This is a genomic window from Vibrio rotiferianus, from assembly GCF_002214395.1.
GTDB lineage: Bacteria > Pseudomonadota > Gammaproteobacteria > Enterobacterales > Vibrionaceae > Vibrio > Vibrio rotiferianus.
In genome coordinates this window covers 2,613,267-2,626,788 of the sequence record NZ_CP018312.1, presented here as the reverse complement: position 1 = coordinate 2,626,788, position 13,522 = coordinate 2,613,267, and the positions used below count along the sequence as shown (strand labels likewise).

The window sequence follows — 13,522 nt, the reverse complement described above, 5'->3', positions numbered from 1 at the left end:
GAAACTCGGTAAACGTAGAGTTAAGCAAACACATAATTATCGTTGAATATTTATTTATGACATCTCACAGCCAAGTAGTAATGACCACAACCATTATTATTACCAACACGACCAATGTTGGGGCAGGCTGCTGAGCGAAAGAAATTCACAAAGAAGGCCTGTATCCAACAAGATACAGGCCTTTTTTTATGCTTTTTTAATACAGAATTTAGACAGATCTAGAAAGATACATCGGAGGAAGGGATGCGAGTATTAAAGTTTGGCGGTTCATCATTAGCAGATGCAGATCGCTTTTTGAGAGCGGCGGATATCATCGCCAACAACGCACAACAAGAAGAAGTCGCCGTGGTACTTTCTGCACCGGGCAAAACAACCAATAAGCTGGTAGCGGTAATTGAAGGTGCACTTCGCAACGGCGAAGCAGAGCTGCAAATCAATGAGCTGGAAGCTTCTTTCAAAGCGCTGTTTGCAGATATCCAAGGTGTGTTACCAAACATCGATGGTGCTGCGTTCGATAACCAAGTTAAAACATCACTTTCTCAACTTCGCCAATTTGTTCACGGCATTAATCTTCTTGGTATGTGCCCAAACAACGTCAATGCACGCATCATCAGTAAAGGCGAACGCATTTCGATTCAGTTGATGAAAGCGGTATTAGAAGCAAAAGGCCAACCTGCGCATCTTATCGACCCAGTTGAATACCTGTACGCAAAAGGCGATCACCTAGAAGCCATGGTCGACGTTGACGTTTCAACTCAGAACTTCCGTCAGAATCCTCTTCCTCAAGGCCATGTAAACATCATGCCTGGTTTTACCGCAGGTAATGAGAAAGGTGAGCTAGTCACTCTTGGTCGTAATGGCTCTGACTACTCTGCGGCAGTTCTTGCGGCGTGTCTGCGTGCAGACTGCTGTGAAATCTGGACAGACGTTGATGGCGTGTACAACTGTGACCCACGCTTAGTGGAAGATGCTCGCCTACTCAAATCACTTAGCTATCAAGAAGCGATGGAGCTTTCTTACTTCGGTGCTTCCGTTCTGCACCCTAAAACCATCGCACCAATTGCACAGTTCCATATTCCATGTTTGATCAAAAACAGCTTTAACCCACAAGGCGCGGGTACGCTGATTGGGCAAGATACTGGCGAAGATAATCTGGCGATCAAAGGTATCACGACGCTAAACGACCTAACTATGGTTAACGTGTCTGGCCCGGGTATGAAGGGCATGGTCGGCATGGCAAGCCGTGTATTCGGCGCAATGTCATCAGCAGGTGTGTCTATCGTATTGATCACTCAATCTTCTTCTGAGTACAGCATCAGCTTCTGTATCGAAGCGCAAGACAAAGCAAAAGCACAACAAGTATTGGCGGATGCATTTGAGCTGGAGTTAAAAGATGGCTTACTTGAGCCTGTAGACTTTATTGATGATGTTTCTATTGTGACACTTGTGGGTGACGGTATGCGTACATCACGCGGTGTTGCATCTCGCTTCTTCTCATCTCTTGCTGAAGTGAACGTAAACATTGTAGCCATTGCACAGGGCTCGTCTGAGCGTGCTATCTCTGCGGTGATCCCTGAAGACAAAATCTCTGAAGCGATCAAAGCGTGTCATGAGAACCTATTCAATTCTAAGCACTTCCTGGATGTATTTGTTGTTGGTGTTGGTGGTGTTGGTGGCGAGTTGGTGGACCAAATTGAACGCCAACAAGCGAAGCTGGCAGAGAAAGGCATTGTGATTCGCGTGTGTGGTTTAGCAAACAGTAAAGGTCTCTTGCTTGATAGTGAGGGTTTACCGCTAGAGCATTGGCGAGACCGTATGTCGGCATCAACAGAAGAGTTTAGCTTAGCGCGCTTAATTTCTTTGGTTCAACGTAACCACATTATCAACCCTGTGTTGGTGGATTGTACCTCAAGTGAGTCTATCGCAAACCAATACGCGGATTTCTTGGCGGCGGGCTTCCACGTTGTTACTCCGAACAAAAAAGCAAACACAGCAAGCATGGCTTACTACCACCAACTTCGTGGTGTTGCACGTAGCTCTCGACGTAAATTGCTGTACGAAACAACGGTAGGTGCGGGTCTGCCAGTGATTGAAAACCTGCAAAACCTTATTGCCGCTGGTGACGAACTAGAGCGTTTCAGCGGTATCCTGTCGGGTTCTCTGTCATACATTTTTGGTAAGTTAGATGAAGGTATGAGCCTAAGTGAAGCGACAAACATCGCCAAGCAAAACGGCTTTACCGAACCGGATCCTCGCGATGATCTATCGGGAATGGACGTAGCGCGTAAGCTTCTTATTCTTGCGCGTGAAGCCGGTATGTCACTAGAGCTAGAAGACGTTGTGGTTGATCAAGCTCTGCCGCCAGGCTTTGACGATTCAGGTAGTGTAGATGAGTTTATGGAGCGCTTACCAGAAGCGGACGCCTACTTTAAAGAGTTGTCGGCCAAAGCTGCGGAAGAAGGCAAAGTGTTGCGTTACGTCGGTGAGATTATTGATGGCAAATGCAAAGTTAGCATTGCTGCTGTTGATGAAAATGATCCAATGTTTAAGATCAAAGACGGTGAAAACGCACTGGCATTTTACAGTCGTTACTACCAGCCAATTCCACTGGTATTACGTGGTTACGGTGCAGGTACTGAGGTAACGGCTGCGGGTGTATTCTCGGATGTGATGCGTACTTTAGGTTGGAAACTAGGGGTATAACAACAATGAGTTCAAGTGATATGGATGTAGTGGTTTATGCTCCGGCATCAATTGGCAATGTAAGCGTTGGTTTTGACGTTTTGGGGGCGGCCGTGTCCCCAGTTGATGGCACTCTATTGGGCGATCGCGTATTAGTTAAGTCTGGGGCTGAGCCGTTCAGTCTAAAGACAGCGGGTGATTTTGTTGAGAAGCTACCAACCGAGCCAAAAGAGAACATCGTTTACGATTGTTGGGTAGTGTTTGCTCGCGAGCTAGACAAGAAAGGCGTTGAGCTAAAGCCACTTGAAATGACGCTAGAAAAGAACATGCCAATCGGCTCTGGTTTAGGTTCAAGTGCTTGTTCTATTGTTGCTGCATTAGATGCATTAAACCGATTCCATGGTCAGCCGCTTAACGAGACAGAGTTGCTAGCGCTGATGGGAGAAATGGAAGGCAAGATCTCTGGTGGTATTCACTATGATAACGTGGCGCCATGTTACCTTGGCGGTGTGCAATTGATGCTGGAAGAGCTAGGTATCATTAGCCAAGAAGTGCCTTGCTTTGACGATTGGTACTGGGTGATGGCGTATCCGGGTATCAAAGTATCAACAGCAGAAGCACGTGAGATCCTACCATCTCAATACCGTCGACAAGATATCATTGCTCATGGTCGTCACCTTGCAGGCTTTATTCATGCGTGTCATTCTGGTCAGCCAGAACTTGCTGCAAAAATGATCAAAGACGTGATCGCAGAACCGTATCGTGAGAAACTGCTTCCAGGTTTTGCAAATGCACGTCAATACGCAGCGTCTGCGGGTGCATTGGCAACCGGTATTTCTGGCAGTGGGCCGACACTGTTCAGTATTTGCAAAGAGAAAGATGTCGCTGAGCGAGTTGCTCGCTGGTTAGAACAGAACTACGTACAAAACGAAGAAGGATTCGTCCACGTTTGTCGTCTAGATAAACAGGGTTCGAAAGTAACAGGAAGTGAGCTATGAAGCTTTACAATATAAAAGAAAATGATGAACAAGTTTCCTTTGGCCAAGCCGTTCGCCAAGGACTAGGCCGTAACCAAGGTCTATTTTTCCCATCGGAATTACCAAAATTTGAAGATATTGATGCGCTACTCGCAGAAGACTTTGTCTCTCGTAGCACAAAAATCCTATCAGCACTGATTGGCGATGAGTTGGCGGAAGAGCAAGTTAACGCATTGGTTGACGCTGCATTCCAATTCCCAGCTCCAATCAACCAAGTAAAAGACGGTGTTTACGCTCTGGAGCTTTTCCATGGTCCAACGCTTGCGTTTAAAGACTTTGGTGGCCGATTTATGGCGCAATCTCTTGCTGCGGTTTCGGATGGTGGCAAGATAACCATTCTGACTGCAACTTCTGGCGATACTGGCGCAGCCGTTGCGCACGCTTTCTACGGTATGGAAGACATCAACGTTGTGATTCTTTACCCGAAAGGCAAAATCAGCCCACTGCAAGAGAAGCTATTCTGTACGCTTGGTAAGAACATTCACACTGTCGCGATCGATGGTGACTTCGATGCGTGTCAGGCTCTGGTTAAGCAAGCTTTCGATGATTCCGCACTGCGTGAAGAGATCGGCCTGAACTCTGCAAACTCAATCAACATCAGCCGTTTGATGGCGCAAATCTGTTACTACTTTGAAGCAGCCGCGCAAATGAGCAAGCAAGAGCGTGAAAACCTAGTGGTATCAGTACCAAGCGGTAACTTCGGTAACCTAACTGCTGGTCTACTGGCAAAAGCACTGGGTTTGCCTATCAAACGCTTCATTGCTGCAACGAATGCCAATGACACTGTGCCACGTTACCTAGAAACGGGTCAGTGGGAGCCGAAACCAACAGTAGCGACCACGTCGAATGCGATGGACGTTAGCCAACCAAACAACTGGCCTCGTATCGAAGAGCTGTGCCGTGTGAAAGAGTGGGGCTTGGAGACACTAGGTAAAGGCGCTGTTTCAGATGAGCAAAGCGCACAGTCAGTGAAAGACCTATACGCACTGGGTTACCTATGCGAGCCGCACGGAGCGATTGCTTACCGAGTTCTGGACGAGCAATTGCAAGACGGTGAAACCGGTCTTTTCCTATGTACTGCACACCCTGCGAAGTTCAAAGAAGTGGTGGATGACATTCTGCAATCCGACATCGACCTTCCTGCTCCATTAGCGAAGCACGCTGCGATGGAACTGTTATCGGAAGATCTCGACGCAGATTTTGCTGCATTGAAGCAAGTACTGCGCCGCGTACAGTAAGCTTCAAAAATATAGTCAGTATCAAAAACACAAATAACGAGAGGTGAATGAGCAATCATTCACCTTTTTTATTGCCGATAAGTTTTAACTCTCTTTAAGATTGAGAAACGAACTTAACTAAATGAGATGGAAAGAGCAGCATGCATTTTTTGATTTTTCTTGGCTCAGTGAGAGACAGCACGCCACCACGACCAGCCCGTTTAGGAATGTGAGTCAGCAGAGCGTGTGAAAAACTCATCGTGAGTCAGCATTCACAACATACGGTCGAAATCATTGACCCATTGAACTATGACTTTGGTGATGTGTTTAAGCCCGAGTTTGCTTATCACCGCTCTAAAGTGCCGCAGCATCTAAGCGAGCTGGCACACAAAATCAAACATGCGGATGGGTATGTGATGGTCAGCCCGGAATACAACCATTCGATGAGTCCTGCCTTGGCAAACATGCTTAACCACTTTGGCAGCTCGCTGTTTTCTTATAAGCCAAGTGCGATCGTGACCTATTCTGCAGGGCAATGGGGTGGCGCAAGGGCTGCAGTGTCGATGCGGACCTTCTTGTCCGAGTTGGGGTGTTTGCCCGTGTCGGCAATGATCCATATTCCGAAAGCTCAAGAAGTGTTTGATGAACAGGGTGTGGTTGCGGATGAATCGGAGCAGGCGCAGTGGGACAGCTATATGAATCGCACCCTGCATCAATTGATTTGGTGGGCAGAAGGGGCGTCACTACAAAGAGATAGGCTTGACCCAACCTCGTTGGCGCAAGCGTTTCAAAAGGATCCTTCGCAAAGAAACGCACCTTAGAAAGGAGCGTTCGCCACTATCGGAGGGGACTCGAAGGAGCCAGAAACAAAAAAAGCTTGGTCATTGCTGACCAAGCTTTTTAAATTCTAGCAAGCTAGTTTACTGATTATAGAGACTCAGTAAAAGTACGAGCGATTACGTCACGTTGCTGTTCTGGAGTTAGCGAGTTGAAACGTACTGCGTAACCAGAAACACGGATAGTTAGCTGTGGGTAGTTCTCTGGGTGTGCAACTGCGTCTTCTAGAGTTTCACGCTTAAGAACGTTCACGTTTAGGTGTTGGCCGCCTTCGATGCGAGGTGCCGCTTCGATTGCTACTTCACGGCTTTCGTATTCACCTAGGTCGCTGATTGCGATAACTTGGTCTGCTTCGTAAGTTGATGCTGCTGCAACACAACGCGCTTCATTCTTCTCGCTATCTAGTAGCCAGATAGAGTTTAGTAGTTCGTCGTTAGCTGCTTTAGTAATTTGGATACCTTGGATCATCACTATCTCCTAGACCACTTAACGTGGTGATTATTGGTGTTAATTTTCGAATTTTTGTTGAGCTAGGTATTATATAGCCAATATCCATTATTTTAATATTGATTTAGGTCAAAAAACAACTAAAAACCTTAAATTTTTGAAGGTAATTTTGTTGAGTTAAATCAATAAAACGTTTGAAAACATACTAGTTACAATTTATTTGATAATATAAAAAATATTTAAAAGTCATTTTTGTTGTAAATTTACTACAAAATGAGTTTAAAACTTAACCTGCTTAACGCAACTGCCTGTATTTAGGTAGCCATATTGAAAGTCTAAAGTGATTAAATGACAAACATGAAAAACAAGTTTGGAAACAAGTTTATTGGTGCTCACGTGTCGGCGGCGGGCGGAGTAGATCAAGCACCTCTTCGTGCTCGTGAGATTGGTGCAAATGCGTTTGCCCTTTTTACTAAGAATCAACGTCAATGGGTCGCTAAGCCACTCGAAGAGAAAACCATCAGCGCATTCAAAGCAAACTGCAAAATGCTTGGCTTTGGCGCGGAGCACATTCTGCCCCATGACTCCTATCTGATTAACTTGGGCGCTCCAGAAGAAGAAAAGCTGAATAAATCCCGCGCTGCATTTATTGATGAGATGGAGCGTTGCAATCAATTGGGGTTAACGCTACTGAACTTCCACCCAGGCAGTCACTTAAAGAAAGTGTCCGAGCAAGAATGTTTGGCAACGATCGCTGAGTCGATCAATCTTGCGCACAAAGCCGTGCCGAATGTGATTGCTGTAATTGAGAATACTGCTGGTCAAGGAACGAACTTAGGCTGGAAGTTTGAGCACCTAGCTGAAATCATCGAGCAAGTGGAAGACAAAGAACGCGTTGGCGTGTGTCTCGATACTTGCCACACGTTTACGGCGGGTTACGATTTACGTACTGAAGAAGATTGTGAGCGGACCTTTGCTGAGTTCGACCGCATTGTCGGCATGCACTATTTAAGAGCAATGCATCTAAATGATTCAAAGGTTGAATTCGCTAGCAAGGTTGACCGCCATCATTCATTAGGTAAAGGCGAGATCGGTTGGAGCTGTTTTGAGTACATCGCAAAAGATCCTCGATTTGATGGTATCCCTCTGATTCTAGAAACAATTGATCCTGATATCTGGCAGCAAGAAATCGACACCTTACGCCGATTCCACATTGAAGAAATGGCGAATTTCTAACGGAATAGTAAAGTTGGCATCCTTCTTTCTTTATTAAAACTAATCGCGTTATTGCGTATTTGTTTTAAACGCCTAAATTCAATGTTGTATGTGGGCGATTAAGTTAGGAGGATGACATTATGTCTCGACCAGTTTCCTTTACCCCAGTGACACACTCTCGACGTGTATTACGTTTACCAACGCCAAATCGCCATATCACTGGACAAGGGCATTTTCGAACACCGCAGCGTAATTAGCGTCATTACTACTCGTGATTTTGGTTTAGTCAAACCAGCACGGGTTCATGCCAGTTGTCTGCGAATCAGCGTTTGAGGAGCCGTCTCAACTTGGTGCTGGTGGTAAGTTTTTGTTTGTTTGGGTTTCGCTCGTTAGAATAGAGGGAAACTTTAGGACAGGAACTTTCCATGAATCAGTTACCCACTTGGCACGATGTGATCGGCGAAGAAAAACAGCAGAGCTACTTTGTCGATACCATGAATTTTGTTGACGCAGAGCGAGCAGCAGGCAAAGCCATCTATCCGCCAGCCAAAGACGTGTTTAACGCGTTCCGTTTTACTGAATTCAATGACGTTAAGGTAGTGATTCTAGGGCAAGACCCTTACCATGGTCCAAACCAAGCACATGGTTTGTGCTTCTCTGTGTTGCCTGGTATTAAAACGCCACCATCTTTGGTGAATATGTACAAAGAGTTGGCGCAAGACATCGAAGGTTTTCAAATTCCTCAACATGGCTTTCTACAAAGCTGGGCTGAACAAGGGGTGTTGCTACTCAATACAGTGTTGACAGTAGAGCAGGGCAAAGCACACTCACATTCGAAAACCGGCTGGGAAACCTTTACTGACCGCGTGATTGAGGCCATTAACCAGCATCAACAAGGTGTTGTGTTCCTGTTATGGGGGGCCCATGCGCAGAAAAAAGGTCGCTTTATCGACCGCAATAAGCATCATGTATTGACCGCTCCGCACCCGTCACCATTATCTGCACACCGTGGTTTCTTTGGTAGCAAGCCATTCTCGCAAGCAAACCAAATCCTTGTTCAACAAGGCAAAGAAGCGATTAATTGGCATTTGCCGATGACGGTGTAAGTATCGACATCTTATCCGAGACATAACAGTACAGCGATCGTGACACCACGTTCGCTGTTTTTTTGAACACCGTCGAGGCTGGTCGCTGGTTTCTCATATACACTTATTAAAAGTAAGTGTTAAGGAGAGACGCTATGATGATCGAGAGAATTCGACGCGAACACGGCTATATGGTCCGTTTATTGGCAATATTGCGCCATAAATTGAATGAGATTAAGCAAGAACACGCTATTAACTATGCGTTGGTGAGTGAGATCGTGGATTACCTCTCTAATCACTCTGAAAAGGTTCATCACCCCAAAGAAGATATCCTCTACCATTACTTTCTAGAGCACTATGGTCATTTTAAGACGATTGAAAATCTAGAGTTAGAACATCAAGAGTTATCTAAAAAGACCAAACAGTTTGCCGGCATTGTAGAGATGATTCTGCAAGATGCTGTTGTACCTCAGGAGATGTTTACCCAGCAACTCGAGGATTTCATTACCAGTCAGAAACGCCATTTGGAAATGGAAGAGCGCCAAGTTCTACCACTGATTGAAGAGTTGTTTACTTCAGAAGATTGGCTAAATGTCGAAAGCCAATGGCAGGAAAATGAAGATGATCCTGTGTTTGGCAATACTATCGCTGATCGCTACAAACAGCTCGCCGAAAGAGTGCGTCATAATGACGCTGAGTTCGTCTAAAGCGTGAAGATGACAAGGTAAACGATTGCGTTAGCGTGGTTTGTTTTGTCATTTTCTTATCTTATGAGAATTTGTTGGAAATTGATTCGCTATAAATATGAGTGAAAATGGATAGAAATTCTCAACAGGTAAGAATGGGAGTTATGCTAGTGAAATCAGCATAAAAATCCCCCATTTTTTGCAGTATCTATAATAGACAAAAGGCACCATCGAGGTGCCTTTTGTGTAAATTATAATTTGATGTCATCCAAAGTGATGTCGTTGCAGACATCGAGTTCACGCAGTTCCTTAAGTAAGTTGCGTCTATCGTTCATTGCTTCAATTTCACGCCATTTACGTTTCAATGGTTTTGAGCGTGATTTAGTTGTTGAGGTAGTTTCCAGATCAAAGATGTTGTCTAGTTGAAAGCCTTCCATAAGCCACCTTACCTTTTTAAATAAACTGTTATTGCCAGTCCTTTGTGGAGTTTTTTAAGTACCATAATAGCTTTGAAGATAACTATGATTCATTTCGCATTTGTGTCGGTAACATGACAGTTTCGTTTAAAAATCCCCACAAAATCACACTTTGACTAGGGGTTAAGTGCTTATAAAGTGAGCGATCGATCTCAAGAAAACGATTAAATGAAAGGGAAGAGGATGTTAATTCTCGTTACTTAATCGAAGAAATTAAACCTCGGATTAGTTGCATAAAATTGTATCGGCTAAAATATAACCAGTCAGGTTGGCATTGCAGAGAAAGTTTTATTGAATGCCTTGATATCACTAGCTTGATTTGAAATTAACAGTCTGCCATACCATTATGTTTGCATTGCCTTTTGTTGTTAATGGCTGGTTGTCCATATGTTGCTAGTTGTGGGTTTTAAATTTCCCTTTTATGTTAACTTTTAGTGATTTTCTAGTGAAAAATAACATGTATAAAAAACTAATTTCATATTGATTTTTGAGGTTTGAGGCTGCATTATCCGCCCGTCAAAAATTACGCTAGTACGTAAAATGGAAGCATGAAGCGATATTTACGATTCTAGATTGCGCATAAACACTACTCCAAAAGCTAAGCAGACTTTGACACTTAGCAAGCAATCTAGTGGAAGGCTTGGAAGCATAAACTGGCGCAACTCACTTTGAGGTACACATGACAGACTTAATCAATTTGATGAACGACCTCCTTTGGGGCTCGATTCTGGTTTATCTTCTTGTAGGTGTAGGAATCTACTTCACTGTTCGATTGGGTTTCATCCAATTCCGTCACTTCGGCCACATGTTCTCTGTTCTGAAGAACAGCCGTAAAGCAGACAAAGCTGGTATTTCTTCTTTCCAAGCGCTTTGTACTAGTCTTGCTGCACGTGTAGGTACAGGTAACATGGCGGGTGTTGCAGTTGCATTGACTGCGGGTGGCCCTGGTGCAATCTTCTGGATGTGGTTGATTGCAATGCTTGGTATGGCGACGTCGTTTGCAGAAAGCACGCTAGCACAGCTATACAAAACCAAAGATGATGATGGCAACTACCGCGGTGGTCCTGCTTACTACATGGAAAAAGGCTTGGGCATGCGCTGGATGGGCGTATTGTTCTCGGTTTTCCTGATCATCGCTTTTGGTTTGGTATTCAACGCCGTTCAAGCAAACTCAATTGCAAATGCAATGAGCACTGCATTTGGTTGGGATGATCTATACGTAGGTATCGCAGTTGTTGCTCTGTCTGCTGTGGTTATCTTCGGTGGTATCAAACGTATCGCGAAAGTAGCTGAACTGATTGTTCCAGTTATGGCTCTTGCATATCTATTGCTAGCTCTGTTTGTCATGTTCTCTAACCTAGAGAAACTACCAGACGTGCTAATGCTGATCTTTAAGAGCGCATTTGGCCTACAAGAAGCCGCTGCAGGTGGTCTTGGTTATGCAATCGCACAGGCGATGATCAACGGTATCAAACGTGGTCTATTCTCGAACGAAGCAGGTATGGGTTCTGCGCCAAACGCGGCTGCATCTGCAACGCCTTACCCGCCACACCCAGCATCTCAAGGTTATGTACAGATGCTCGGCGTGTTCATGGATACGATCGTTATCTGTTCGGCGACAGTCGCTATCATCCTTATGTCGGGTGAGTACGTAGGCCAAGCAACTGAAGTAACGGGTATCGAATTAACTCAGCGTGCATTGAGCTCACAAGTTGGTGATTGGGGCAGCATTTTTGTTGCGGTAGCGATCTTCTTCTTTGCGTTTACTTCGATCATTGCTAACTATTCATATGCTGAAACCAACCTAATTTTCCTAGAGCACAACCACAAAGCGGGCCTAGGTATCTTCCGTATTATCGTGTTAGGTATGGTGATGTTCGGTGCGCTAGCGTCTCTACCTGTGGTTTGGTCACTTGCCGACGTATCCATGGGCTTGATGGCAATTGTGAACTTAGTAGCGATTCTGTTGTTATCAGGCATTGTGATTAAGCTGGCGAAAGACTACAACCGTCAGCTAGACGAAGGTAAAGTACCAACGTTTGATGCAAATGACTTCCCTGAGCTGAAGTCGCAACTAGAAGACGGCATTTGGTACAACGCCAAGAAAGAAGACTAAGTCGATAGCTAATCATTGTTGAAAGCTATCAACACGATTCAAAAAGCCATGCAGACAATGCATGGCTTTTTTTGTACCCTAATGGGAAACAAAAATTAGGGAAGTTAAAGTCATGCTCATCGTAGTTTCTCCAGCTAAAACGCTTGATTACGAGTCACCACTCGCTACTGAGAAGTTTACTCAACCAGACTTGGTTAGCTATTCAAAAGAGCTGATCGAGGTATGCCGTAAGTTAACACCTGCCGACGTGGCATCATTGATGAAGGTAAGTGATAAGATCGCAGACCTAAATGTAGGCCGCTTCCAAGAGTGGAGCGAAACCTTCACCACTGATAACGCACGCCAAGCGATTCTTGCGTTTAAAGGTGACGTGTACACAGGTCTTGAAGCAGAAACCCTTTCTGATGCCGATTTTGATTACGCTCAAGATCACCTACGTATGCTATCTGGCTTGTATGGTCTGTTGAAGCCGCTTGATTTGATGCAGCCATACCGTCTTGAGATGGGTACCAAGCTGGCGAATGATAAGGGCACGAACCTTTACCAATTCTGGGGTAATGTGATCACCGATAAGCTGAATGAAGCGATTGCAGCTCAGGGCGACAATGTGCTGATCAACCTAGCCTCGAACGAATACTTTAAAGCGGTGAAGCCAAAGAACTTGGATGCACAAGTGATCACCCCAATCTTTAAAGATTGTAAAAATGGCCAATACAAGGTGATCAGCTTCTACGCGAAGAAAGCGCGCGGCATGATGGCGCGCTACATTATTGAAAACCGCATCGATAGCGTGGCGGACTTAACTAAGTTTGATGTTGCGGGTTACTACTTCGTTGAAGAAGAGTCGACACCGACAGACTTAGTCTTTAAACGCGAAGAGCAAAACTGAGCGAGAGAAGTTTAGCCTTCACTCCTTTCAAACAATTCAAACGAAAAGCCGGATAGTTATCCGGCTTTTTTTATTTCATCGAACGCTGATCTTAATTTTATTTTTTACATAAAAAGTTTAGTTCTTAAAAAATAGTTGAGTAAGAAGATTTAAAGTTGTATTTTAAATACAACTTTAAAAATAAAGGAGTTCTCCTATGTCAGACTTCAAGCTCACACACAAAAAAGCCTCTAAGTTATCGGAGTACGTTGCACTTCGTATTACCAAGTTGCTGAAATTCACTCTGAACATCTTTTACGGCAAGAAATACGCAAAGCGAGCGGTGATTCTTGAAACCATCGCAGCCGTGCCCGGTATGGTGGCGGGTATGTTCAACCACCTCAAAGCGCTGCGTCGAATGAAAGACGATGAAGGTTGGATCCGAGAACTTCTCGACGAGGCTGAGAATGAGCGTATGCACCTGATGATTTTCCTCGACATTGCTAAGCCGAGTTTGATTGAGCGTTTACTTGTACTGCTTGGCCAAGGTGTGTTTATTCTCGTGTATAGCATCATCTATCTACTGTCTTCTAAAATCGCTCACCGTGTTGTGGGCTACTTCGAAGAGGAAGCGTGCAACAGCTACACCGAGTACCTAGAGAAAATTGATAGTGGGGAAGTAGAGAATGTACCGGCTCCGACTCTGGCGATCGATTACTACAAGCTGCCTGCCGATGCGATGTTAAGAGATGTAATTTTGCGTATTCGCGAAGATGAAGCGGGACATCGAGACCGTAATCATGGTTTTGCCGATGCCTATGAAGACAAAACTCTTCCAGCCCACCAGTTATAAAAT

Annotated in this window: 12 protein-coding genes and 1 other annotated feature; of the genes, 10 read left to right on the top strand and 2 right to left on the bottom strand. The window is 44.8% G+C overall.

Going from position 1 to position 13,522, the window contains the following annotated elements; translation table 11 throughout:
- Positions 1-72 precede the first annotated feature (72 nt).
- Positions 73-189 (top strand) — a sequence feature (Thr leader region).
- 54 nt (positions 190-243) lie between these two features.
- From thrA to BSZ04_RS21275, 4 genes are all read left to right on the top strand, one after another.
- Positions 244-2,703, top strand: coding sequence for a bifunctional aspartate kinase/homoserine dehydrogenase I (gene thrA / locus BSZ04_RS21290; RefSeq protein ID WP_088881319.1), 2,460 nt, complete (start codon positions 244-246; stop codon positions 2,701-2,703).
- Positions 2,704-2,723: 20 nt separating this feature from the next.
- Positions 2,724-3,680 (top strand): homoserine kinase, encoded by a 957-nt coding sequence (thrB, locus tag BSZ04_RS21285; RefSeq protein ID WP_010445935.1) that lies wholly within the window; start codon positions 2,724-2,726, stop codon positions 3,678-3,680.
- Entirely contained in the window at positions 3,677-4,957 is a 1,281-nt protein-coding gene (gene thrC / locus BSZ04_RS21280) for a threonine synthase (protein WP_088881318.1), read from the top strand. Before thrB ends, thrC begins: the two co-directional genes overlap by 4 nt.
- Positions 4,958-5,193: 236 nt before the next feature.
- Entirely contained in the window at positions 5,194-5,757 is a 564-nt protein-coding gene (locus BSZ04_RS21275; RefSeq protein ID WP_088881317.1) for an NADPH-dependent FMN reductase, read from the top strand.
- Positions 5,758-5,863: 106 nt separating this feature from the next.
- On the opposite strand, the gene grcA is transcribed toward BSZ04_RS21275, so the two are convergent.
- The gene (gene grcA, locus BSZ04_RS21270) at positions 5,864-6,241 is read right to left on the bottom strand and encodes an autonomous glycyl radical cofactor GrcA (protein ID WP_010445942.1); all 378 of its coding nucleotides are present in this window, start codon (positions 6,239-6,241) and stop codon (positions 5,864-5,866) included.
- Between the two features lie 327 nt (positions 6,242-6,568).
- Between grcA and nfo the strand changes: the two genes are divergently transcribed.
- From nfo to BSZ04_RS21250, 3 genes are all read left to right on the top strand, one after another.
- On the top strand, positions 6,569-7,456 hold the full coding sequence (nfo, locus tag BSZ04_RS21265) for a deoxyribonuclease IV (protein ID WP_071234968.1): 888 nt from the start codon (positions 6,569-6,571) through the stop codon (positions 7,454-7,456).
- A 404-nt stretch (positions 7,457-7,860) separates the two neighbouring features.
- Entirely contained in the window at positions 7,861-8,541 is a 681-nt protein-coding gene (ung, locus tag BSZ04_RS21255) for a uracil-DNA glycosylase (protein WP_010445946.1), read from the top strand.
- A 134-nt stretch (positions 8,542-8,675) separates the two neighbouring features.
- Positions 8,676-9,227: a hemerythrin domain-containing protein gene (locus tag BSZ04_RS21250; protein WP_162531080.1), complete on the top strand. Its 552-nt coding sequence runs from the start codon at positions 8,676-8,678 to the stop codon at positions 9,225-9,227.
- Between the two features lie 230 nt (positions 9,228-9,457).
- Here BSZ04_RS21250 and BSZ04_RS21245 read toward each other — a convergent pair whose 3' ends face one another.
- Positions 9,458-9,643 carry a DUF3545 family protein gene (locus BSZ04_RS21245; RefSeq protein ID WP_010445950.1) on the bottom strand — a complete coding sequence of 62 codons (186 nt, stop codon included), beginning with the start codon at positions 9,641-9,643 and terminating at the stop codon, positions 9,458-9,460.
- Between the two features lie 718 nt (positions 9,644-10,361).
- On the opposite strand from BSZ04_RS21245, the gene BSZ04_RS21240 reads away from it, so the two are divergent.
- From BSZ04_RS21240 to BSZ04_RS21230, 3 genes are all read left to right on the top strand, one after another.
- Complete coding sequence (locus tag BSZ04_RS21240; protein WP_010445952.1) at positions 10,362-11,798, top strand: alanine/glycine:cation symporter family protein; 1,437 nt, start codon at positions 10,362-10,364, stop codon at positions 11,796-11,798.
- Positions 11,799-11,910: 112 nt separating this feature from the next.
- Positions 11,911-12,687, top strand: coding sequence for a peroxide stress protein YaaA (gene yaaA, locus BSZ04_RS21235; RefSeq protein WP_045386596.1), 777 nt, complete (start codon positions 11,911-11,913; stop codon positions 12,685-12,687).
- Between the two features lie 196 nt (positions 12,688-12,883).
- Positions 12,884-13,519 (top strand): alternative oxidase, encoded by a 636-nt coding sequence (locus tag BSZ04_RS21230; RefSeq protein ID WP_010445955.1) that lies wholly within the window; start codon positions 12,884-12,886, stop codon positions 13,517-13,519.
- Positions 13,520-13,522: the final 3 nt, after the last annotated feature.